Annotated in this window: 21 protein-coding genes; 10 read left to right on the forward strand and 11 right to left on the reverse strand. The window is 60.3% G+C overall.

The window, feature by feature from the left end:
- The first annotated feature begins 87 nt into the window (after positions 1-87).
- The 3 genes from FHS09_RS06480 (at position 88) to FHS09_RS06490 (ending at position 2,327) form a co-directional block, all read left to right on the forward strand.
- The gene (locus tag FHS09_RS06480) at positions 88-501 is read left to right on the forward strand and encodes a DUF2784 domain-containing protein (protein WP_183457953.1); all 414 of its coding nucleotides are present in this window, start codon (positions 88-90) and stop codon (positions 499-501) included.
- 78 nt (positions 502-579) lie between these two features.
- Positions 580-1,494, forward strand: coding sequence for a DUF488 domain-containing protein (locus tag FHS09_RS06485; protein ID WP_183457955.1), 915 nt, complete (start codon positions 580-582; stop codon positions 1,492-1,494).
- 14 nt (positions 1,495-1,508) lie between these two features.
- Positions 1,509-2,327 (forward strand): hypothetical protein, encoded by an 819-nt coding sequence (locus FHS09_RS06490; RefSeq protein ID WP_183457957.1) that lies wholly within the window; start codon positions 1,509-1,511, stop codon positions 2,325-2,327.
- 245 nt (positions 2,328-2,572) lie between these two features.
- Here FHS09_RS06490 and FHS09_RS06495 read toward each other — a convergent pair whose 3' ends face one another.
- The 5 genes from FHS09_RS06495 to FHS09_RS06515 all read right to left on the reverse strand — a co-directional run bounded on the left by FHS09_RS06495 (position 2,573) and on the right by FHS09_RS06515 (position 5,748).
- Positions 2,573-3,349, reverse strand: a complete 777-nt coding sequence (locus FHS09_RS06495; protein WP_183457960.1) for a VOC family protein — start codon at positions 3,347-3,349, stop codon at positions 2,573-2,575.
- 9 nt (positions 3,350-3,358) lie between these two features.
- On the reverse strand, positions 3,359-3,739 hold the full coding sequence (locus FHS09_RS06500) for a DUF1428 domain-containing protein (protein ID WP_183457962.1): 381 nt from the start codon (positions 3,737-3,739) through the stop codon (positions 3,359-3,361).
- Between the two features lie 209 nt (positions 3,740-3,948).
- Positions 3,949-4,461: a CC0125/CC1285 family lipoprotein gene (locus tag FHS09_RS06505; RefSeq protein ID WP_183457964.1), complete on the reverse strand. Its 513-nt coding sequence runs from the start codon at positions 4,459-4,461 to the stop codon at positions 3,949-3,951.
- 37 nt (positions 4,462-4,498) lie between these two features.
- The gene (locus tag FHS09_RS06510; protein WP_183457966.1) at positions 4,499-5,263 is read right to left on the reverse strand and encodes an anti-sigma factor; all 765 of its coding nucleotides are present in this window, start codon (positions 5,261-5,263) and stop codon (positions 4,499-4,501) included.
- Complete coding sequence (locus FHS09_RS06515) at positions 5,260-5,748, reverse strand: RNA polymerase sigma factor (RefSeq protein ID WP_183457967.1); 489 nt, start codon at positions 5,746-5,748, stop codon at positions 5,260-5,262. Before FHS09_RS06515 ends, FHS09_RS06510 begins: the two co-directional genes overlap by 4 nt.
- Before the next feature lie 140 nt (positions 5,749-5,888).
- On the opposite strand from FHS09_RS06515, the gene FHS09_RS06520 reads away from it, so the two are divergent.
- Positions 5,889-7,376: a S8 family serine peptidase gene (locus FHS09_RS06520; RefSeq protein ID WP_183457969.1), complete on the forward strand. Its 1,488-nt coding sequence runs from the start codon at positions 5,889-5,891 to the stop codon at positions 7,374-7,376.
- A 133-nt stretch (positions 7,377-7,509) separates the two neighbouring features.
- Here the strand turns inward: FHS09_RS06520 and FHS09_RS06525 are convergent, their stop codons facing one another.
- Complete coding sequence (locus tag FHS09_RS06525; protein ID WP_183457971.1) at positions 7,510-8,421, reverse strand: hypothetical protein; 912 nt, start codon at positions 8,419-8,421, stop codon at positions 7,510-7,512.
- Positions 8,422-8,513: 92 nt separating this feature from the next.
- Entirely contained in the window at positions 8,514-9,137 is a 624-nt protein-coding gene (locus tag FHS09_RS06530) for a hypothetical protein (protein WP_183457973.1), read from the reverse strand.
- A gap of 374 nt (positions 9,138-9,511) precedes the next feature.
- Here FHS09_RS06530 and FHS09_RS06535 point away from each other — a divergent pair, with 374 nt between their 5' ends.
- Entirely contained in the window at positions 9,512-9,982 is a 471-nt protein-coding gene (locus tag FHS09_RS06535) for a DUF6942 family protein (protein WP_183457975.1), read from the forward strand.
- 80 nt (positions 9,983-10,062) lie between these two features.
- Positions 10,063-10,908 (forward strand): DUF72 domain-containing protein, encoded by an 846-nt coding sequence (locus FHS09_RS06540; RefSeq protein ID WP_183457977.1) that lies wholly within the window; start codon positions 10,063-10,065, stop codon positions 10,906-10,908.
- A gap of 48 nt (positions 10,909-10,956) precedes the next feature.
- On the opposite strand, the gene FHS09_RS06545 is transcribed toward FHS09_RS06540, so the two are convergent.
- The 4 genes from FHS09_RS06545 to thiI form a co-directional block, all read right to left on the reverse strand.
- Entirely contained in the window at positions 10,957-11,784 is an 828-nt protein-coding gene (locus FHS09_RS06545) for a helix-turn-helix transcriptional regulator (protein ID WP_221191837.1), read from the reverse strand.
- A 46-nt stretch (positions 11,785-11,830) separates the two neighbouring features.
- Positions 11,831-14,581 (reverse strand): Lcl domain-containing protein, encoded by a 2,751-nt coding sequence (locus FHS09_RS06550; protein WP_183457979.1) that lies wholly within the window; start codon positions 14,579-14,581, stop codon positions 11,831-11,833.
- 148 nt (positions 14,582-14,729) lie between these two features.
- Entirely contained in the window at positions 14,730-16,538 is a 1,809-nt protein-coding gene (gene typA, locus FHS09_RS06555) for a translational GTPase TypA (protein ID WP_183457981.1), read from the reverse strand.
- 202 nt (positions 16,539-16,740) lie between these two features.
- On the reverse strand, positions 16,741-18,207 hold the full coding sequence (gene thiI / locus FHS09_RS06560; protein WP_183457983.1) for a tRNA uracil 4-sulfurtransferase ThiI: 1,467 nt from the start codon (positions 18,205-18,207) through the stop codon (positions 16,741-16,743).
- A gap of 299 nt (positions 18,208-18,506) precedes the next feature.
- On the opposite strand from thiI, the gene glnA reads away from it, so the two are divergent.
- The 4 genes from glnA to glnG all read left to right on the forward strand — a co-directional run bounded on the left by glnA (position 18,507) and on the right by glnG (position 23,492).
- Positions 18,507-19,913: a glutamate--ammonia ligase gene (gene glnA / locus FHS09_RS06565; RefSeq protein ID WP_183457985.1), complete on the forward strand. Its 1,407-nt coding sequence runs from the start codon at positions 18,507-18,509 to the stop codon at positions 19,911-19,913.
- A gap of 122 nt (positions 19,914-20,035) precedes the next feature.
- The gene (locus FHS09_RS06570; RefSeq protein ID WP_246394635.1) at positions 20,036-20,686 is read left to right on the forward strand and encodes a DUF4124 domain-containing protein; all 651 of its coding nucleotides are present in this window, start codon (positions 20,036-20,038) and stop codon (positions 20,684-20,686) included.
- Between the two features lie 286 nt (positions 20,687-20,972).
- Positions 20,973-22,037, forward strand: a complete 1,065-nt coding sequence (gene glnL, locus FHS09_RS06575) for a nitrogen regulation protein NR(II) (protein WP_183457987.1) — start codon at positions 20,973-20,975, stop codon at positions 22,035-22,037.
- 36 nt (positions 22,038-22,073) lie between these two features.
- Complete coding sequence (glnG, locus tag FHS09_RS06580; RefSeq protein WP_221191838.1) at positions 22,074-23,492, forward strand: nitrogen regulation protein NR(I); 1,419 nt, start codon at positions 22,074-22,076, stop codon at positions 23,490-23,492.
- Positions 23,493-23,546 lie beyond the last annotated feature (54 nt).

Raw genomic sequence — 23,546 nt, forward strand, 5'->3', positions numbered from 1 at the left:
CTAGCGCATTTGGGCCCGTGCAGAGTCGGATTCGGAGCGCCGCCGGGCGGTGAACTGCGGCGGAAAAATTCACTCTAAACTCTCGTTATGGAATACCAATCCCTTTATCTTCTTGCCGCGGATGTCATCCTGTTGCTGCACACGCTGTTCGTGGCGTTTGTCGTGCTCGGGGTGTTGTTGATCTTTGTCGGCAAATTCCTGCGCTGGCACTGGGTTCGCAACCCCTGGTTCAGGCTGGCGCACCTGGCGGCGATCGGCGTCGTTGTTGCGGAGTCCTGGGCGGGCGTGATCTGTCCGTTCACCGTTTGGGAAATGGCGTTGCGCGCGAAGGCCGGGGAAACGGTCTATACGGGTTCCTTTATCTCCCATTGGCTGGAGATGCTGCTGTACTACCAGGCGCCGGCCTGGGTGTTCAGGCTTGTGTACAGTGCGTTTGGATTGCTTGTTCTCGCCAGCTGGTATTGGGTGCGTCCGCGGTCGTTCGGTAGGCGCCGAGTATGATCAGTCGTCTAACGCAACCTAAACCCAGAGCATGGCACCTGCTGGAGGCATCGCCCAACTTCCGCTAAAGTGCTTTGCATGAAAACCGCCGCCGCCCCTCGTATCACCTTCTACCGCCACAAAGTCCTGCTGGCCCTACTGCAGGCCTTCGGCGGCCGGCTGTCCAATATCGACCTGCAGAAATATCTGTTCCTGTTCACCGAGCAGTGCCAGCGGGACAAGAGTTATGAGTTCGTCCCCTACCGCTATGGTTGCTTTTCCTTCCAGTCCTATGCGGATCGCAGCAAGCTCGCCGAGTTGGGGGCCATCAGCGCCGATCTGGAGCGCTGGGAGCTGGCTCCCCGCGCCAACTATCTGGCCATGCTGACGGACAGCGATCGCGAGAAGATGAAGCGTTTTCAGGATAAGTACGCCGGCCTTTCCGGTGATGCTCTGGTGCGCGAGATGTATGCCCGTTACCCCTATTACGCCATCCGCAGTGAGATTGCCGGGCGGCTGATGTCGAAGGCGCAATTGGCCGCCATCGAGGCGGAGCGCCCTAAGCAGAAGCGCGCTTGCTTCTTCACCATCGGCTATGAGGGCAAGAGCTTCGAGTACTACCTGAACCAGCTGATCCGCAACAATGTGCGGGTGCTGTGCGATGTGCGAAAGAACCCACTCAGCCGAAAATATGGCTTTTCCAAGAGAGTGCTGTCGGCCACGTTGGAAAGCCTGGATATCCTTTATATCCACATGCCTGAGCTGGGCATTGTCTCAGAAAAGCGGCAGTCACTAGCTACGGTGACGGACTATCAGCGCCTATTTGACGATTACGAGGCCACTACCCTGCGCGACAGCGGGGAGGCGCTACAGCGTCTGGCCGAGGTCGTTAAACAGCACAAGCGGGTGGCCATTACCTGCTTCGAGGCGGAGGAGTGTATGTGCCATCGGGGCCGTGTCGCCAAGGCCCTTCAGCAATTGCCGGACTGGAAGTACCCGATCAAGCATTTATAAAAAGGAAAAAATGGATGGCCAGAGAAAGGATTCTTATAGCGGTCAAAACCTACCCCACCCTCTCCACCACCTATATCGAGCTGGTTCGCACCGCAGGTTTCCGCGAGGACGGCTCCTGGATACGGATTTATCCGTCGCCGTTCCGTTTTCTCGAGCGGGATAAGCAGTATGGCAAGTACCACTGGGTGGAGATGGATCTGAAAAAGAACACCAAGGACCCGCGCCCGGAAAGCTATAGCCCAACTAACATCGATGAAATCCAGGTGCTGGAGAAGGTGCCGACCGATAGGAACTGGGAGGCGAGGAGCCGGCTGATTCTCGACCGCAACACCATCTACACCAACCTGGACATGATCAATCAGGGAGCGAAGCACAATGACTTCTCACTGGCTATCTTCAAGCCAACGGAAATCCTTGATCTGGTGGCGGAGCGGTGTGAGCCGGAGTGGGAACTGACTCGCAAGGAGGCGGCACAGGCTGCGCTGCGCCAGGGCTCCCTGTTCGACGACACGGATCACTCGGATTTTGAACTGGTGCGCAAGCTGCCGTGGAAGTTCTCTTACCGCTTTCGGGACGATACGGGCAAGATCACCAGGATGATGATCGAGGATTGGGAAATAGGCCAGCTCTATTGGAATTGTTTAAAAAAATCCAATGAGACAACGGCGGTTGAAAAGGTTCGAGCCAAGTATCTGGACGATTTCGCCAGAACGAAGGACTTATACCTGTTTCTCGGTACGACATACCAGCAGCATGTGCGCAGGCTCGACAACCCCTATGTGATCATCGGGACCTTTCACCCCCCTTATGCACCTCAGCAGAGTTTGTTCTGAGAGTTTATCGCGGAGAAAATGTGGCGATCACTCCACTGCTCGAGAAACTTGACTAGTTACTACAGCAGGTTGTGGAATCGCAATATCGTTGATCAGCCAAAGTTGGCGCAGACCGGCCCGTTCATCTAGATAGACGCCGCATCATGGCACTGCTCAAGACGGGACTCCGCCAGGGCGGGCCTGCGGCCCGCTTGCCGAGCTGGAGCTCGGCGTTCCCGGGGTCGTCACCGCAAATAGATAGTTCCCTATTTTCCTCCCACCAACCCAAAAGCCGCCCCTTCGGGATCGACGGCGGTGAGGCAGTATTCCTCGCTTTGGGGAATCTGCGCGGGCGGCATGAGCAGTGTGCCGCCCAAGCGGCTAATGCTGGAGGCCGCCGCGTCTATGTCCGCCACCCGGAAAAAGTAGAGCCAGTTGGGTGCTGCGGCGTCCGGGGGGCAGGTCATAACGGCGCCGATGTCGGTCCCGTGGTTGAGGAACTCGTAGCTGCCCATTTTCCCCATATCCATTTCACCGCTTTTGCGCCAGCCGAAATGCCTGCCGTAGAAGAGCAGTGCGGTCGCCTGACCGGTGGTCATAAGCTGGTTCCAGGCGCAGTGGCCGATGGCCGAGGTATTCGTGCTAAAGGCCCGGCTTTCTTCCCCTCGGGCGGGGTGCATTATGTAGAAAGGAACGCCCTGGGGATCGCCGACCATCGCCAGGGTGCCCGCACCGGGAATCGCCATGGCCGGCATCATCACAGTGCCCCCGTCGGCGCCGATGGCCGCCAGGCTTTTCTCCACATCGTCCACGCAGATATAGCCCATCCAGTTGGGCTGCGCGCCGTGTTCCCGCTGTTCCCGGGTGAGCTGCAGCAGCCCGCCCACCGGTTCCTCCCCCGCATTCACGATGCGGTAGTCGCGGCCGGGCTGGCCGCTGTCGGAAAACCGCCAGCCCGTCAGTTCGCCGTAAAAGGCCTGGGCCCTGTCGGCGTCTGCGCTCATCAGTTCGTACCAGATAAAATCGCCGTGTCTGTTTGCCATGTCAGCCCCCTACTGCTTTCCCTCGCCCAGAACCACTACCGGCTCAAAGCCGCCGTAAATCAGGCGCATGCCGTCGAAAGGCATGGGATTCTTCTCCGGATTCATGCGCGGGTCCGTCTTCATCAACTCTTCCATCTTGCCCATGCCCGCATCGCGGGTCGCCTTGTCCGGCCATTCGATCCAGGAAAACACCACAGTCTCCCCGTCTTTGGCCTGGACGGCGCCGTAGAAGTCGTTGACCTTGCCTTTGGGCACGTCATTCCCCCAGCACTCCATCACGCGCAGCGCGCCCTGCTCAATAAACACACTGTTCGCGGTTTTGGCGTGCTCGATAAAGCGCTGTTTGTTGTCGGTGGGTACCGCCAGTACGAAGCCGTCGATATAGGACATGGGGTGATTCCTCCACTTGCCTGGTTGATTGTCCAATCCTAGTCGAACGGGCGCGGGAGATTTCGACAACTGGAGTGACGGCGAGCGGTGTTGTGTGTCGCAGCCATATCGCTCGCGGAGCCCCGGGCTCGGAAACACCGGGAAGGTGAGGGCTGAAGGGCAGACGGCGCACTCTGTTGCGCCGTCTTTCTGCTGGTCTGTTGTAGGGTTTAACCGGCTTTCTTTTGCAAGCTGTCGCGCACGCTCAGCGCATCGTAGCTGTCTCCATTGGAAGGCCTTACTCCCTTGCCCATGCGGATTTCCAGAACCGATTCCGCGCGGCTGCGCCCGCCGGCACTGACACCCGCCGAATAAGTGGGTGGGGTCGAGTAGGATCTGGTGGTGCAGCCGAGCAGGCCGCAGTCCCGGGTAATCACCCGGTCGCCGCTGCTGAACCCGCTTTGCATTTCGGTTTCCTTGCGGTCCACCAGGCTTTCGCGGTTCACGACCACGAACCAGTCATAGCCCTTGAGCAGGGTCAGCTCCGCGGCGCGCAGCAGCGCGTAGTCCATGGCCCGGTCCCGGTCGTCGCCCCGGGCTTTGAAGGTCACCCGGTAGCGATTGTCCGAAATCCGGCTCTCTTTATAGCCGTACCCGGAGCCGTTGGCCGGCTTGTAGGCCGACTGGGAAGCGCAGCCGGTGGCGAGGAGAATGGCAAATGCGATCAAAGCATGGATTTTCATGGGTCACCCCCAACAGTTTGTTTGTGTAATGGCGTCTTTATTGAGCTGACGGACGGGCCGGCGTTTTATTCCAATCTTCGGCGATAATTTTTGCCTCGGTTCCCGGGTCGATGTCCGTTGCGACCATGGCGTCCAGGGCGCTGTCCAGCAGCGAGCCGCCGCTGGCGGTCCGGTAGGTGCCGGGTTCCTGTATGGCATCCTGTTGAACCGACGCGGTCAACTGCCACTCGCCGTCCCCGCTTCGGCAGGCAATGTTTTCGGACCCTCGCGTGCCGCTTACCACCTGATACTGCCGACAGTAGTCGCCCTGTCGACTGATGAAGGTGAGCCGCGGTGTCAGTTGGCGGCCGTCGGCCAATTCCTGGGTCTTGCCGCTGGGTGCGTGCTCCAGGGTTGTGGCGACGGCCTGCCAAGCGTTATCGGCGCTTTGCCGCTGGTCCGGCAGCAGCCAGCCCGCGCCCAGGCCGATGGCCAAGGTAACCGCGGCGGCGAGGCCGGCGTGGCGCTGCAGCTGTTCGTGCGCCCGCCGCCAGAGCGGGAATTGGATCACCTGCGCCGGCCGGGGCGGGCTCTCCTCGGCGAGCATGGCGGTCACCGCCTCCGGCAGGGGGCGCTCGTCGATGGACGAGTAGGTGACGGCCAGCAGCTGGTCGACGCCGGCCAGCTCGGCGAGGCGGTCGCTGAGCGTCTCGTCATCGCACAGTCGCTGGCGAACGCGTTCCATCTCCACCTGCGGTAGTTCCGCGTCGAGAAAGGCGGACAGGATCTCGTCGCTCAGTTTGTTTTCGTTGCTGCTGTTCATGTTGCCCTCGCCGGGGATGCGTTCAGGATCTCGCACAGGGCCGCGCGGGCGCGGGCCAGACGGCTCATCACTGTGCCCATGGGAATCTCCAGAGTCGCCGCCACTTCCTTGTAGGACATACCCTGGAGGGCGACCAGGGCGAGAATGGACCGCTGGTCGTTCGGCAGCCGATCCATGGCCCGATTTACCCGTTCCAGCTCCATCTCGCCGGCAATGGCCCGCTCTCCGTCGACTATCTGACCTTCGCTCAACTCCGGCTGCTGGGCCGCCTCCTGGCGGACCTTGCGCGAGCGGTACTCATCGATCCACAGATTGCGGCACACGCGAAACACCCATTTGTTCAAATCCACGTCCTTTGGAATTTTTTTGCTCAGCACCCGCTCGACGGTGCTCTGCAACAAGTCGTCGGCGTCCGCCATGGAGCCTGTCAACGAGTAGGCAAAGCGCCGTATCATGGGCACCAGAGACGTCAGTTCTTGTTTCATATTTGAGGTCTCACAATATCTTCACCCGGAAGACGGCCGGGCCCCCGAATCTATTCCCCGGATTTTATGTCAAATCGGGGAATTTTATTGAGCCAGAAACGTGATTAGAGTATTGAGTCATAGTTAGCGGAACCGGTGATATGAAATACCACAGGCAAAAAAAGAGAAACCCTCTGATTGTGGGTGGGCTGGGACTGCTCCTGTGTCTTCCGCCTGCGGCCCAGGCCCAGGTGCTGGACTCCGGATCGATTCTGAACCAGGTGGAGAGCGTGACCAGTGAAGCGGAGCGGGTGACCCAGGACCTCGAATCCAGCGCCGCGGATGCCGTGCGGGAAACACAAGATGCGGTGGATACCGGAGAATTGACAGACGCGGTGAACGCCGGCGAATTGATAGACACAGTGAACGTCGACGAATTGACAGATGCGCTGAATGTCGACGAATTGACAGACGCAGTGAACGCCGGCGAATTGATAAACGCAGGCGAATCCACTTTGGATCCATTGACCGGTCTGCCGGAGCGATTGCCAATCGTCAATGCCGGCGGGGCCACGGTTTTTGTCGACGTCGAGGTGGAAAACGGCTGGCGTGCGGTGGAGCGCCAATGGCTGGTGATGCTCAAACCCGGTGAACTGGCTGTCTTGCGACAACTGGATATCGAAATCCTCGAGCAAACCGATTTCGGTGGACTGGGCCTCAGTTTATTGCGCTTCCGCGTGCCTAAGGAAATAGATTCCCGCGACGCACTGCGGCGGCTACTGCCGGCCGCGCTGGTGGACCGCTTCGATCGCAACCATATTTACAACCCCCAAATTTACAACCCCCAAAAAGCCGACGGCGAGACGGTTTCCCAGGAGGCGGCACAGGGGGCGTCGTCGTCGATTTGCGGGCAGTCGCTGAATATCGGCATGGTGGACACCGCCATTCAACTGGACCACCCCGCCTTTGCTCACAGCCGCATCCGGGAGAAAAGCTTTCTCGAACAGGATATCGACCAGCCCGATGCCCACGGTACCGCGGTAGCCGGATTATTCGTGGGCGCCATCGAGCAAATGCCGCCGCGCCTGCCCGGTGCGACGCTGTACAACGCCTCGGTGTTTTACTCGCGCAATCAATATGCCCAGGGCGCGACCATGATGCACCTGGTCGAGGCACTGAACTGGTTGATGAGCAAAGATATCAAGGTGATCAATATGAGCCTGTCGGGACCGGACAACCGGATCCTGGCGGCAGCCGTCGATCAGGTGATCGGGCGCGGCAAAGCCATTGTGGCCGCGGCCGGCAATGCCGGACCGGCAGCACCGCCGCTGTATCCTGCGGCTTATCCCGGTGTGATTTCCGCCACTGCCGTGGACAGTGAGCAGCGCATCTACCGCTGGGCCAACCGTGGCGGACACGTGGATTTTGCCGCGGTCGGCGTGTCCGTAGTTACCGCGCGCAGTGGCAGTGAATTCGGCCGTGAGAGCGGCACTTCCATGGCCGCGCCCATTGTTTCCGCATTCGTGGCCTGTGAACTGGCCGACAACCCCGGCGGTGCTGACGAGGTGATTGATCGCCTGGCCAACAGGGCTCTGGATCTGGGCGACCCGGGCCGAGACCCGGTATTCGGGTATGGATTGTTGCAGTGAATTCGCAGGTGGCAATGAATTAAGACGCCCTGGGAGCTGCCGTGCTCATTTGCTTCGTTTTACGGGGTTGCAATTATTCGCCCCTGTAGGAGCGGCCGCTCCTACAGTCGAACCAGGGAGACGGTTTCCCCGGTTAAAAACTGGCCTTCAGCATCAGGGAGGCGAGGGTTTCGCTGTAGTCGGCACTTTCCAGGTCGGAATCGTGGTTGCCGTATTCCACCTTTCCAACCGCGGAGATTGCCGGGCTGAGTTCTATCTCCCAACGGGTTTCCAGGGTGCTGCGCACGTCGTTGCGAGGGCCGTCAATGGCGGGGTTGAACGCGGAATAATCCCGCTCCGTACGACGCCAGGCCAGTTGAAACGTGTTATCCCTGCCCCACAGGGAAAACCGGTTGGAGTAACGGCCGCGAAAACCGAAACCCCGGTAGTCGAACAGATTTGAGTCGGCGTCCTCGTCCTCGAAGCTCAGGCCCAGGGAGAAAAAGCTCGCGGCTTCGTTAAAAAACACGAACAAGTCCGTATCCACACTATCGGCGGCGGCATCGCGTGCCGGGTTGTCGGAAAACGTTTTATCGCGCTGATTGAGTGCGGCGCGCAGATAAAATCGGTCGTTCAGCAACTTTCCCGCATACAGGCTGCGCTGTTCCAACTCCAGAAAAGGCTCGCCGGCCAGATCCGCGTTGGCGCGGTGATAACTGCTGCCCAGGGTTAGCAGGCTGAAATCGTAACTCGCCTCGAAGGACAGGTTGCCCACTGTCTGGTCGAATTCGTCAAACTCCCGGTAGGCTTTGCGGGTGTGTCGATAGCCGCCTTTCAGGGTAAGTTTTTCCGTGGGATTGAAGCGACCTTCCACGCGAGCGTTCAGGAGGGTGGCCGTATCGGCGACGTTTGCCACGCGGTCCAGTTCCTGAACCGTAAGATTGTTGTCGTATTCCAGGCCGGCGCTGGCTTCGAAATTGATGTCCGCCTTATCGTCGGCCGCGGCGGTTGTGGCGAGAGCGCAGCAGCACAGAGCCAACAACGGGTTTGAAAGTCGAATATTCATGATTCTGGCTCCTTCTATCTAATGGTTGGGGCCGTCTTGAAAAGGTCACTTTGGAGTGGGGCCACACTGCGGCCCCACGTCCGGGTTGGTGATTACAGGTCGCCCAGCAGACCGGCATCCAGACTTTCCTCGATGCTGCCATTCACGGTTTCCTGCACGGCAGCGGTGATTTCCCCATCCACCGCGGATTCCACTTGTTCGGCCACCTCGACGTCCACTGCCGCCGCGGTAGTGGCTTCCACGGTTTCGTCGATGCTGCTGGTAACCGCCGCACTAACGTCCGCGGCGATATCGGTATTTATTTGGCTCGCCAGATCCCCGACAGCCTCGGCCGAGGCGTCCATCGCGGCAGCGGCTGCTCCTTCGGTTCGGGCCCGGGCGAGATTGACATTGCTGTTGGCTTTTTCCTTTGTCTCGCCCGCTGCGTTCCTTGTCCTGTCCGCTCCGGCGCGCGCCTTAGTGCCGACAGCCACCGCCGCGGAATGGGCGTGATTGGCTCCGGCGCGAAGACCGCTTTGTGCCTTGCTGCCCGCTTCCTCCGACTGCCCGGCCGCGGTATCGGCCGACTTCCTGGCTCCCGTGCCGATTTGGAAAACCGAGTCGCCGCTTCCGCGGAGGGAGCTGCCGTTGGACAGCGATGCATTGCCGCCCGAACTTTGCCCATTGGCATTTGCTTCGGTGGACATCTGTGCGCGGGCCTGAGAGTTTTGATTCATTTGAACCTGCGACTCTTCCCCGGTACCCGTGGACACCTCCGACTGCATTTGCGCGTCGGCACTGACCTCCGCACTGACACTCGTTCCGCTTTGTGCATAAGTGTTCGCAACCAGGACAAGGCTGGCGGCGGTGATAAGGCTTGCTTCTAGAATTGATCGATAGAGTTGCATAGCTGAGTCCTCTTGTTGGTTTCACTGAGACGACGGGCGAGTGGGCGATTTATTCCATCGCCGGGTCGATTGTTGCCAACAAGGGCTCAGACAACTTGAAAGAGCACTGGTAGTTTGCTGAATGGCAGGTTGCCCGGGAGCAAAACTTCTGGACAATAAATCGGCCCGGTTCTCTGATTCCTTCTCAGCGAGTACCCGATACCATGCTCCGTCCCGATTACCTGGGCGCCTCCCGTCCGCGACTGATACTGTACCTGCCCCATCGCCCGGATGGCCTGATGCAGCTCCTGGACGCTCCCACCGCCCAGGTGTTGGTTACAGCCAACTCCAACCACTGGCGCAAGATAGTGACCCTGCTGGCCAAGATCGGGAGCCCGGTCGCCGATGACTGGCGCCGCTTCCGAGATGAAGATTTGTTCCGGCAGACGGCGCTTTGCTTTGCGCCCAGGCTGAGCGGCATTCCCACCTGGCACTGGATCGGTGGCAGGGACAACCTGCAGCGTTTTGAAGGCCTTCACCACCGTGCTCGGCCCTTTGCCGACAGCCCCGATGTTTCCATCGACCCCGACAAACGCCTGTTGCTGACGCCCTATCCGGACTATCGGCAGCTCAGCAATGCGCTGGTGAACCATATCCGCTCTGCCCTGGATAGCTGCGGCTTCTACGGCAACTGAGTCGCCGTCACCAAGGTCGATCGATGCTGACAACTCGGTAGAATGGCGCCCTGGCTCTTACTCATCGCAATGTTCAAACAATGACCCGAACCTATTTCCTCGGATGCCCGCAGTGGCAACACCCCGCCTGGAATGCAAGACTTCCGTCTGGCAGGAACCCGCTTGAGCGATACAGCAAGGTGCTTAACTGCGTCGAGGGCAACACCACCTTTTATGCCACTCCCAGCCGCGAGCAGTGCCGGCAGTGGCGTTCACAGGTGCCCGACGATTTCCGCTTCCTGTTCAAGTTTCCGCGCCAGGTCACCCACGATCGGTTACTGGCCGGGGCCGGTTCCGAGGTGCAGGCCTTTCTGGAGATTCTCGCCCCGCTCGAGGATGTGTTCGGACCTTTTCTCCTGCAGCTTCCCGCAGCATTTGGGCCCCAACACCTGGATAACCTGTGGCGATTTATCGATGCGCTGCCCGCGGCCCTGTCCTGCACTGTCGAGATGCGCCACAGCGCTTTTTTCAGCAAAGGCGAAGCGGAGAGAGCCCTGAACCGCGGCCTGCGGCAGCGGAATATCGCCCGTGTGTGCTTTGACAGCCGCGCCCTCTTCACCGCAGCGCCGGACAGCGAGGCAACCCGTGACGCCCAGCGCAAAAAGCCCAGGGTCCCGGTACACCTGCTCCCCGTCGACGCGTCCCCGGTGATCCGCTATATCGGCCATCCCGACCTGGAGGCTAACCGTCCCTTTCTGGCGCCCTGGGTAGAGCGGGTCGGCACCTGGATCGAGGAGGGGCGGCGCCCCTTCGTCTTTATGCATATGCCGGATAAAGGCGATGCCCTCTCCCTGGCTGTGCTCTGGAGCAAGTTGCTGAGCGAGCGTGTGCCGCAGGCGGCTGCCCTGTGCTTCAACGAAAAACAGCCCCAGATGGGGCTGTTTTAGAGTCTGTTCAAGTCAGATCAAATCTGAATCTCTACGCTTTATCTCTGATCAGCAAGCTTGTCCAAGCCAGAGGGTCATGAGCGCGGCCCGGCTGCTGACATTGAACTTGCGGTATATGCTCATTACATGTTTGTGCACAGTGTCGGGCTTCAGCTCAAGCTTCTCAGCCACCTCTTTTTCCGCCAAACCTGTCAACAGCAAGTGCAGGACTTTCTTTTCTGACGGTGTCAGCGGGCTGTCTGCAATCAGAAGGCCATGGGCCAGCAATACTTTTCGATGAAACCAGGCTAGTGGACGCAGAATGTCCATGGCGATGCTCAGTTCTGTCTGCCCGAAAGGCTGTTGTCCACGCATGCGATTGAAACAGAAATAGACTTCCGCATCGCGACCGGCCGGCGCCACCACAAAGAGCGTATCGCTGATCTGCTTGTCTGTATATAAGACGTGGTAATGGGCGGTGTCGAAAAATGTCTCGGACACATGGTCTCGCATTAACGTGCCGCGGAACTGCCCGGCCTGGCGGATATGATTCAGGGTGCTTTCATCAACCTCATATTTCCCCGCCACCACTTCCTTGGTGTAGAAATCGTGCTTCGGCCTGTCAGTCGGCAGCTCTTTATAGAAAAAAATGGGCCCGGGCCGCCAGCCGAGCATATAGTCCCGCTCGGGACACAGGTGCTCCAGGCACACCGCACTCAGCCAGTAACCGTGATCGGCACCGATCAGCGCACTGATTGATTCGAGGAGAAAGTACAGTCCTTCCGAGGACAGCCGAGAGGCGGGAATTTCGGCCAGATGATCCCAGATCTGCTGTTTGCCATCTTCTGTGGATAAGGTGGATGTCACAGTCCTGCCCCCTGTGTAGATGTTGGTCATTCGGTTAGTGGAACCGGCTAATCTATCACAGGGAGCAGGTGGGGACTTACCAATACATTTCGACAGTCATCCGGATTGCGGCATTGGTGATTTCCGCCTGGACGCGATTACTGTGTTCGGTATCGATAAAGGTCTCCAGGGACTCAAAGCGGGCACTATTTTCTTCGATAAAGTGGTTGTAAGCGCTCTGGTTCTCGCCGGCTTCCACCAGATTGGAAACGGATACCACCGTGGCAACTACACCGCCCACAACGATTGCTACAGGTAGCGCCGCCAGGCTGGAGGCGGTACCAACAGCTGCTGCGATACCCCCGGTGACGGCCACGGCGTGGGGAAGCGCTACGCTCAGTACGGCGGTGGAAGTCACTGCCAGATAAACGTATACCCCCGAAATGACAGCCGCGCCTCCTGCTGCGGCCCAGGTGGCGAGATCGGCATCGGTTTCAGCAATCGCGCCAGCAAGCACATCGGGAAAGCCCTGCTGCATAAACAGGCAGGCAGTGCCAACGCAGCTATCCCCAAGCTGTTGGTAGTATTCCTCGACTTTGCGCTCGGCAGTGGCCACGAGTGTTTCACGGCGATCATTGATATGCGCCATGGTAATGGTGAGCAACCAGAGTTCAGCATGATTCAGGGTGGCCTGTTCTTTCCTGGTCAGTTCCGAAATCAGTTTTTTCATCGCGGTAAACAGCAAGGCACCGGCCTCCTCATTGCCGTTGCCGGTATCGTGTGCGATTTGCGCCATTATTTCAGGCACCGGCATGCCCGAATCCAGCTGTATGTTGAGGTAATCCCGCAAGGGAGCAAGTGCTGCATCTTGCGCAGTGTCTGTTTCCAGGGCAACGCTGAAGGCCTGCAGAAATTCGTCCAGGATCTGTTGGCTTGCATTCCCTCTGACGGCGTCAAGAAACAACTGCTGACTCAGGTTGACCCCGTAGGCGGGTCCAGTGGGAACCTCAATGGTCACGCTGGGCGTATTGTAGGTCAGCTCAATAGGGTTGGGTTCAAACAGCTGCTCGAGAGGGATTGACAACAATGACGACCAGTCCGGAATTGTAATTGTGGTGCATATGGCTGGCGGCGGGCATATTTCAGCCAGTATCTCTCCGGTTGATGCCACCAGTTCCCAGCAGCGCATCAGATGATCGATATCAACCAGTGCAGACTGGTCTGCGCAGACATACTTGCGGTCGACTTCCGGAGCGGGGTTGATTGAAACACAGGTGTCATCATTGCACTCAACTTCCCACCCGGCTGGCGGGGAGCACAGTGCGGAAGGTACGCCGGTTGCGAAGATACTCTGGTCGCAAAAATAGGAGAGGAGGTTTTGTTGCGAGGTTTTACTGCCATGCAATTCCAGGTAAACGAATGCGTCTGCATTATTACTGGTCTGAATCGTCAGGTAGACAGTTCTCGCGTTATTGTTTAAAGCTCGGATCTTGACTCCTGAGGATGCAATCCCCTGCGCTTCTGGACTACCTGTGAAGTCTCCTTCCTCATATAGTTCGAGTGAATAGCGCGCTGCCTGCTCCGAGCGAATATTTTGCGCGGCAACAAAATAGTGTAGGTCCTGCATGATATCTGTTTGGGCAGGCACGGTAAGCGCTAGGTAGCCCCTGACCTCGCCACCGCCGGAAGTGGTCTCATCAAGCAGGAAAGGGCGAGCTTCGTCTGCGGCAAGCTCCTCTAGAGAAATCGGTGTGGGTGTTGCGGGATTGGTGCTGATCAACGGGGCAATACCAATACTGACCGTGGCCGGCTCTGAGGTGTAACTGCCGTCATTGACCGTGAAAGTGAAACTGTCTTCGCCACGATAATCAGGATCTGGAACATACACGAGATTTGGAGCCTTGCTCAGCAGCTTGCCGTGCTGTGGCATTGTCACCAGGGCGTAGGTCAGATTGTCTTCATCGGGATCTTCACCCGCGAGAATCACTTCGATAGGCCCCTGGTCGGGGTCCATACCAATTCGCTGAGGTATTGCCGTCGGTGCCAGGTTAGCGCTCACCAGACGCACTCTCAGGGCTTCATGGGGTTCCCTGAGCACGGCCTCACCAGACGGAACATCCAGCGCCCAGGCATGCCATTTGTCGCCGCCGTCATTGCTCCAGTACTGCAAACCCGGAGACCCGTCTATTCCGGGGAAAACCGTACTGCCGATATGGTGGACAGCGCCATTGTCGTCTTGGAATACGAGTGTTGCGAGTTCTGCTCTGCTGGGGACACGCCAATTGCTCTGGCCGCAGAGGGTGTGCATCCGTATGCGCTCGACAGAGGTGCGAGTATTGCAGTCGGAACCAGTGCTCAAGGTGCCGTCCACATAACATTGCCCCATGCCTTCAGCCTTGTTCAGGGTTTCGCTATCCGGTTGATGCCAGCTAAAACTACTATCCGCGGAATGCCGGCCTCGGTTGTCGCCAGGCTGTTTGACTTCCCAGGTCAGGCCGGTGGAGGTGTCTTGTACACAGGCCCACTGGCTGCCCTCGGTCTCACTGCCGCTGTCACTCCAGGCTACAGACTGTATTGCCAGGGGGGCTCCGTCGCTGCCAAGTTTGACCAGGGTGGATGGCTCGGAAGGTGGGGTTTCCTCGTCAACAGGTTCTTCAATCGGCTCTTCAATGGGATCCTCAACCGGGTCTTCAACCGGGTCGTCAATGGGATCTTCAGCGGGATCGCCGGTCGAGTTGTGTGGTGTTTCATTCGATGCAAAAGCTCTGGTATCGAGTTCAACCCCGTTGCCGCAGGCAGTCAGAGCCAACACAGATAGCAGCACAACGAAACTGTTGCGAATGAACATGGTTCCCCCCAAGCGTAATAGTCAGTTCTAATTATTCGCCGGGATACTATCTGAATTGAAAATTATTGGTATTCCCCAATCAGGGGGGGGCCGGCTTTCTGGCGCATAAAAAAGGCCCTTGCGGGCCCTTGATAACGTGGTTGGAGAATTACTTCTTCGCCCGCTTGCGCATATTCTCCTGCAGAACCTTCTTACGCAGGCGGATATGGTTCGGCGTCACCTCCACCAGCTCATCGTCTTCGATAAACTCCAGCGCCTGTTCCAGGGTGTGGCGGATCGGCGGGGTCAGGGTGAGGGCCTCGTCGGTGCCGGCGGCGCGGATGTTGGTGAGCTGCTTGGCCTTGGTGGGGTTTACCACCAGGTCGTTGCCGCGGGAGTGAATGCCCACTATCTGGCCCTCGTAGATATCCTCACCGTGGCCCAGGAACAGGCGGCCGCGGTCCTGCAGCGCGTAGAGGGCATAGGCCAGGGTTTTGCCCTTGACCATGGATACCAGCACACCGTTGATGCGCTTGCCCACCTCGCCCATTTTCACCGGGCCGTAGTGGTCGAAGATACTGGTCATGATGCCGGAGCCGCTGGTCATGGTCAGGAATTGGGAGCGGAAACCGATCATGCCGCGGGAGGGCACCACAAACGTCAGCCGCACGCGACCCTTGCCGTCCGGTTCCATATTGGTCAGGTCCGCCTTGCGCAGGCCCAACTCTTCCATGATCGCGCCCTGGTGCTGTTCCTCGACGTCGATGACCACCTGCTCGTAGGGCTCGTGGATTTCGCCATCGACTTCCTTCTGCACCACCTCTGGACGGGATACACCGAGTTCGAAACCTTCCCGACGCATGTTTTCGATTAATACGGAGAGATGCAGCTCGCCGCGCCCGGAAACCTTGAATTTGTCCGGGGAGTCCCCCTGCTCAACCCGCAACGCCACGTTGTGGATCAGTTCCTGGTCCAGGCGCTCCTTGATATTGCGCGAGGTGACGAACTTGCCGTCCTGGCCGGCGAAGGGAGAGTCGTTGACCTGGAAGGTCATGCTCACGGTGGGTTCGTCCACGGTGAGCGCCGGCAGCATCTCCGGTTTGTCCGGGTCGCACAAGGTGTCGGAGATATTCAGTTCGCCCATACCGGTGATGCATACGATATCGCCGGCGCTGGCCTGTTCCACTTCCATCCGCTCCAGGCCCAGGTAGCCCATTACCTGGAGTACCTTGGCCTTGCGGGATTTGCCCTCGCGGTCCAGTACCACCACCTGCTGGTTGGGCTTGAGAGCGCCGCGGGTGATGCGGCCAACGCCGATCACGCCCACATAGCTGGAGTAGTCCAGCGCGGAGATCTGCATCTGGAAGGGGCCGTTCAGGTCCACCTGCGGCGGCGCCACCTTGTCCACGATCATCTGGAACAGCGGGGTCATGTCGTCGGCCAGGTCGGTGTCGTCGAGGCCGGCGATGCCGTTCAGGGCCGAGGCGTAGATCACCGGGAAATCCAGCTGCTCGTCGCTGGCGCCGAGACTGTCGAAGAGGTCGAACACCTGGTCCATCACCCAGTCCGGGCGCGCGCCGGGGCGATCGATTTTGTTGATCACTACGATCGGGTTCAGGCCCTGCTCGAAGGCCTTCTGGGTCACGAAGCGGGTCTGGGGCATGGGGCCATCCACCGCGTCCACCAGCAGCAGCACCGAGTCCACCATGGACAGTACCCGCTCCACCTCGCCGCCGAAGTCCGCGTGTCCGGGGGTGTCGACGATATTGATGCGGTATTCGTTCCAGCGGATGGCGGTGTTCTTGGCCAGGATGGTGATGCCGCGCTCGCGCTCCTGGTCGTTGGAATCCATCACCCGCTCGGCGTTCTGGTCGCGGCGGTCCAGGGTTCCGGACTGCTGCAGCAGCTTGTCCACCAGGGTGGTCTTGCCGTGGTCTACGTGGGCGATGATCGCAATATTGCGCAACTTCTGTATCACTAGGGGCCTCTGGGGTTTAAGCGTGAAATGGTTTGAGCGGGGGGCCTGCGGGGTTTTTACAGCGGCTGTCCGGCCAAAGGCGGCGATTATAGGGCCGCAGCGCCACAATTGGGAGCGGGATTTGCGTAATATTTAACCTGCGACCCGCGTGCGGAGCTTGAGTCACCTGCACTCCAGGGTAAATAGCTCCGCGGCCCCGGGGTTACTTCTCCGGTTTCTGCGGCCGGAAAACCCCCACATTGCGATAACCCTCGTCCATCAGGTGCGCGGCGTGCAGCTGGCTCATCACCCCGCGGGCGCAGTAGAGAAGGTAGTGGCGGTCCCGGTCCAGGTTCCCGAAGGCGCTGCTCAGGCGGTAGAAGGGAATGGTCTCCACCTGGGTGCCGGGCAGTTCCAGCGGGTCCATTTCCTCCTCGGTGGGGTGGCGAATGTCGATCACCACCGCGTCGCCGGGCTCGGTGGCAATTTCCACCGGCGGGGTTTCACCCTGCAGGTCCTCCATCACCCGGTCGATGTTCTGTACCGTGCGGCTGGCGACGGCGCGATCGAGGATGGAGAAGTCGAATCGGGCCTCTTCTTTTTCCACCTTGTCCCTTTTTGCTCGGGTGGTGGGTTTTACCGAGATGACCCCGCAGTATTCGGGCATATTCGCCGCAAATTCCTCGGTGCCGATCTCCCGCGCGGTGCGGATGATATCGTTCTTGTCGCTGGCGATCAGCGGGCGCAGCACCAGGGTGTCGGTGACGCTGTCGATCACCGAGAGGTTCTTCAGGGTCTGGCTGGAGACCTGGGCGATGGCCTCGCCGGTAACCAGCGCGTCCACTTCCAGTTCTTCAGCGACGGTGCTGGCGGCGCGCAGCATCATGCGCTTGAGGATCACCCCCATATAGGAGTCGTCCACCCTTTCCAGGATCTCCGCCACCACCTCGTCGAAGGGCACGGTGATAAAGCGCACCCGGTGGGAGGCGCCGTACTTGTTCCACAGGTAGAAGGCCACCTCCTTCACGCCCAGCTCGTGCTGGCGCCCGCCCAGGTTGAAGAACAGGAAGTGGGTGCGGATGCCGCGTTTGATGGTCAGGTAGCTGGCCACGGTGGAGTCGAAGCCGCCGGACACCAGGGACAGCACCGGGTCCTGGGTCCCCAGGGGAAAGCCGCCGAGCCCCGGGGTCTGGGCCTCCACCACATTGAGTTTGTCGTGGCGAATCTCCAGTTTCACGGTGATATCCGGGTTCTTCAGCTTCACGCCGGCGGCGCCAGTGTGCTGGTTCAGGCCGCCGCCCACATACTGCTCCACATCCAGGGACTTGAAGTCGTGGTTGCCGGTGCGCTTGGCGCGCACGCAGAAGGTCTTGCCGGCCAGCTTGTCGCCCCACACCGACAGGGTCTTTTCATAGATGTCGTGCAGGTCGCCCAGGGGGAACTGGCGCACGCTGGAGAAGTTGGCGATCCCGGGGGTATGGGCCAGTACCTCCTGGATGCGGCCGGCCAGGTGGGCCACCGCGTCCGGGGCGATCACATCGATCTTTTCCCAGTCCTGGCGCACGCGGATGCGGTCGTCCAGCGGCTTCAGCTGGCGCTGCAGGTTGTCCCTGAGCTGGCGCGACATGCGCTTGCGCACCGGGTTGCTTTTGATGGTGATTTCGGGAAAGAACTTGACGACGAAGTGCATGGAGATCCGGCCGGGTACCGCAGTTGGATGAAAGCCGGGCATTATAAACCAGGTGGCGTCCTGATGGTGTGCACCGAAAATGTGCGTAACGCGACAGTTATGCGCAAATTTGGTGCGCCATTCGGTGGCCGTCCGGACACTTTGCATCTATTCTGCTCAGGTTGATCCCGCGCGCACGGCCACGGCTGTGGCGGCGTCAGCTGCGGCGCCATTGCCCCAATTTGGCACACTCTTTGCTTCACTTGATGCCACAAGAAGGGCTTAGCGACAAATAACTTTTCAAGACCTGGAGGACTGTAATGTCAGCGAAAACGCTCGGTTTGATTCAAGAGAGTGAAGCAAAATGGATAGACCTGCGCTTCACCGATTCCAAGGGGAAGGAACAACACGTATCGATTCCGGCGTCGGAAGTTAACGGCGAATTCTTCGAAGAAGGCAAGATGTTCGACGGTTCCTCCATCGCCGGCTGGAAAGGCATCAACGAATCCGACATGATCCTGATGCCGGATGACGAGACTGCTTTCCTCGACCCCTTCACCGACGAGAGCACCGTGATCGTGCGTTGCAACATCGTCGAGCCGTCCACCGGCCAGGGCTACGAGCGCGACCCGCGCTCCATCGCGCTGCGCGCCGAGGAATACCTCAAGTCCACCGGCCTGGGCGACACCGCGCTGTTCGGACCGGAGCCCGAGTTCTTCGTGTTCGACGACATCACCTGGGGTGCGGAAATGGGCGGCGCTTTCTACAAGATCAACTCCGAGGAGGCCGCATGGTCTTCCGGCCAGATCTACCCCGAGGGCAACATCGGCCACCGCCCGGGCGTAAAGGGCGGCTACTTCCCGGTTCCGCCGGTGGACTCCCTGCACGACGTGCGCGCCGCCATGTGTTCCGCCATGGAGCAGATGGGCCTGAGAGTGGAAGTGCACCACCACGAAGTGGGCACTGCCGGCCAGTGTGAGATCGGCGTGGCCGCCAACACCCTGACCAAGAAAGCGGACGAGGTGCAGATCCTCAAGTACGCGGTGCACAACGTGGCCCACGCCTACGGTAAGACCGCCACTTTCATGCCCAAGCCGCTGGTGGGTGACAACGGTTCCGGCATGCACGTGCACCAGTCTTTCAGCAAGGACGGCGTGAACCAGTTCGCCGGTGACGCCTACGCGGGCCTGTCCGAGACCGCCCTGTACTACATCGGCGGTATCATCAAGCACGCCCGTTCGCTGAACGCCTTCACCAACGCCTCCACCAACTCCTACAAGCGCCTGGTACCGGGCTTCGAGGCGCCGGTGATCCTGGCTTACTCCGCGCGCAACCGTTCCGCGTCCATCCGCATTCCATATGTGCCCAGCCCGAAAGGCAAGCGCATCGAAGCGCGCTTCCCGGACCCCACCGCCAACCCCTACCTGGCCTTCGCGGCCATGCTGATGGCGGGTCTCGACGGCATCAAAAACAAAATCCACCCCGGCGACCCGGCGGACAAGGATCTGTACGACCTGCCTCCGGAAGAAGTGGCCGAGTTCCCCACCGTGGCCTCCAGCCTGGAAATGGCCCTGAATGCCCTGGATGAAGACCGCGCCTTCCTCACCGAGGGGGGAGTCTTCTCCGATGACGCCATCGACGCCTACATCGGGTTGAAGCGCGAAGAGGTGGAGCGCCTGCAGATGACCACTCACCCGGTCGAGTTCGAGCTGTACTACTCCGTGTAAGATGGTGCGGCATCCCTGGATGCCGTCTCTCTTACAAAAGCCCGCACTGTAACCAGTGCGGGCTTTTTTATTCGGGGTACACTAGTTTGTAGAATCCCGGATAAGCCCTGTAGGAGCGGCCCATGGCCGCGATCGATATCGCTATGAAAAAATTTTCCCTGTTCCTGGCACTACTGCTGATCACCCCGCTACTGGCCCTCGCCGGCGACGACGGCACCGACGTCCCCACCCCCGGCAACACCATCTACAAGACCGTCGGCCCCGACGGCCAGGTAATCTTCAGCGACACCCCACCGTCGGGCAGCAAGGCGGAAAGAGTGGAGGTAGGCCCCACCAACGTGCAGCCGATCGTCGCGCCCCGCCCGTTGCCGACCCGCAAACTGTCGCCCAGGGACCGCGACCGACAGGACGACCAGGGGCCGATCAATTTTGCCATCGTCAGCCCACAGAGCGGCACCACCATCACCCCCGGGCAGCGCTTTATCGTGCTGCAAGTGGCGGTGAACCCGGTGCCGCGGCACGGCTACCGGTTTTTCGCGGTGGTGGACGGCCAGCCCTGGGTGGGCAGCTCCTCCGGTACCAGCCTGGACCTTTCCGCCCTGGAGCGGGGTACCCACCATATCCAGGCGGTGCTCACCGACCTCAGCGGCAACCCGCTGGCCCAGTCGCAGACCATCACCCTCTACGTCAAACGCGCCAGCCTGGACGTGCCCGACAACCCCGCGCCCCAGGCACCCCAGGCCCCCAGGGCCCAGCCCGCCCCGACCCCCTGACCCTTATCTGTAGGAGCGGCGGGGCGGCCATCCGCCGTTGGCCGCGATCGATACAGCTACGAAGCGAGATCGATCGCGGCCAACGGCGGCTCCTACGGGTGCGAAGACCTTGTCCCCTCCCTCCGCCCTTTTCTGTAGCACCAAGTCTGGCTATTTTTTAATCAATGCACAATAATGGTGCATTCGCCTGCGTGCAGATTCGCTCTGGCCCCAGCCTTTGCCCCCCTGCGCCATTTTGGTTTGCTTTTTGCACTGTCGTAGACATAGAGAGGGGAAAGTTTTTTACATGCTCAACGATCGCCAGTTGCGCCAGTTGTTGGACAACCTGACCTCCGCGGTGGTGGTGCTGGATGGCAGCCTGTTGCTCTGCTATCTCAACTCCGCCGCCGAGGACCTGCTCGCCGCCTCCAGCGCGCGGGTCAGCGGGCTGCCGCTGGAAGAAATAGTGCGCGAATCCGCCGCCTCCCAGCGGGCCATGCGCGAGGCCCTGGCCAGCGGCCAGAAATACACGGTGCGCCGCGCCAGCTGGCGCCTGCACAACCTGGAGCAGCGCACCGTGGACTACTCGGTGAGCCCGGTGCCCGAGCTGGGCCTGCTGCTGATGGAAGTGCAGTCCATGGACCGCCTGTTGCGCATCGCCCGGGAGGATGCGCTGATCTCCGCCCAGGAGACCACCCGCAACCTGGTGCGCGGCCTGGCCCACGAGGTGAAAAATCCCCTCGGCGGCATCCGCGGCGCCGCGCAGCTGTTGCAGCGCGAACTGCCGGACCGGGACCTGGCCGAGTACACGCAGATCATCATCGACGAGGCGGATCGCCTGCGGGATCTGGTCGACCGGCTGCTGGGCCCGCGCAGGCCGGCGCAGCTGAAACCGGTCAACGTGCACGAAATTGTCGAGCGGGTGGCCCAACTGATCGACGCGGAGTGCGAGGGCACACTGGACATCCGCCGCGACTACGACCCCTCGATCCCGGACATTCCCGCGGACAGTGGACAGCTGATCCAGGCACTGCTGAATATCGCCCGCAACGCCATGCAGGCCATCGACGAGAGCATCGGCCTCGCGGCCGGGGAAATCGTGCTGCGCACCCGCATCCAGCGCCAGTTCACCATCGGCCGGCGCCACTGCCCGCTGGTGTGCCGCATCGAGATCGAGGACAACGGCCCGGGCATCGCCGAGGAAATCCGCGAGCGGATTTTCTACCCGATGATCTCCGGGCGCGCCGAGGGCTCCGGGCTGGGGCTGTCCATCTCGCAGAACATCATCAATCAGCACCGGGGGCTGATCAAATGCGACAGCCGCCCCGGGCAGAGCGTCTTCCAGATCTACCTGCCCTTAGCTGGCGAATAGAGAGCCAACGAATAATTGATTACCGGAAATGTGAGTATGAGCAATCGCGTTTGGATTATTGATGACGACCGATCGATCCGCTGGGTGCTGGAGCGCGCCCTGACCCGGGCCGGTATCGAGACCAAGTGCTTTGAAAACGGCGACCGCGCCCTGGACGATTTCTACAGCGACTCGCCGGATGTGGTGATCAGCGATATCCGCATGCCCGGCGCCGACGGTTTCAAACTATTGCAGCGCTTCCAGGCGGAGCGGCCCGCGCTGCCGATTATCATCATGACCGCCCACTCGGACCTGGACAGCGCCGTGGCCGCCTACCAGGGCGGCGCCTTCGAGTACCTGCCCAAACCCTTCGACGTGGACGAAGCGGTGGCGGTCACCCGCCGCGCCCTGGCCCACGCCAGCGAGCAGCAGGGTGCCGGACAGGTGGCGCTGGAGAGCGGCAACGGCAGCAAGGAAATTATCGGCGAGGCGCCGGCCATGCAGGAGGTGTTCCGCGCGATCGGCCGCCTGTCCCACTCCAATATCACCGTGCTGATCAACGGCGAATCCGGCACCGGCAAGGAACTGGTGGCCCAGGCGCTGCACAACCACAGCCCGCGCAAAAGCCGCCCGTTTATCGCCCTGAATATGGCCGCGATTCCCCGGGACCTGATGGAATCCGAACTGTTCGGCCACGAAAAGGGCGCTTTCACCGGCGCCAGCGCCCAGCGCACCGGGCGCTTCGAACAGGCGGACGGCGGCACCCTGTTCCTGGACGAGATTGGCGATATGCCCGCGGAGACCCAGACCCGTCTTCTGCGGGTACTGGCGGACGGCGAATTCTATCGCGTCGGTGGCCACACCCCGGTGAAAGTGGACGTGCGCATTATCGCCGCGACGCACCAGGACCTGGAAAGGCTGGTGGAAGAACACAAATTCCGCGAGGACCTGTTCCACCGCCTCAACGTCATCCGCATCCATATCCCGCGCCTGGCCGACCGCCGCGAGGATATCCCGCGCCTGGTGCGCTTCTTCTTCAACAGCGCCGCCAAGGACCTGGGGGTGGAGCCGAAAATCCTCACCCGCGAGACCGAGGAATACCTCGCCGGCCTGGACTGGCCCGGCAACGTGCGCCAGTTGGAAAACACCTGCCGCTGGATCACCGTGATGGCCTCCGGCCGCGAAGTGCACGTCGAGGACCTGCCCCAGGAACTGCACCAGCAGACAGCCGCCGGCGAGACATCGCAGGACTGGCAAAAAGCCCTGCGCCTCTGGGCCGACCGCGCCCTGGCCACCGGTCGCCGGGAAATTCTCAGCGAGGCGGTGCCGGCATTCGAAAAGGCGCTGATCGAAATTGCCCTCAAGCACACCGCGGGGCGAAAAAGGGATGCGGCGGAGCTGCTGGGCTGGGGCCGAAATACCCTGACGCGAAAGCTGAAGGAGCTGGGAATGAACGGGGAGGAGGAGAGTGGTTAATCATTGCGCATGTCTCGCGTCCGATACTGACAGTCGGCACTGGCAAGGGGTGAT

Source organism: Microbulbifer rhizosphaerae (assembly GCF_014191725.1).
Classification (GTDB): Bacteria; Pseudomonadota; Gammaproteobacteria; order Pseudomonadales; family Cellvibrionaceae; genus Microbulbifer; species Microbulbifer rhizosphaerae.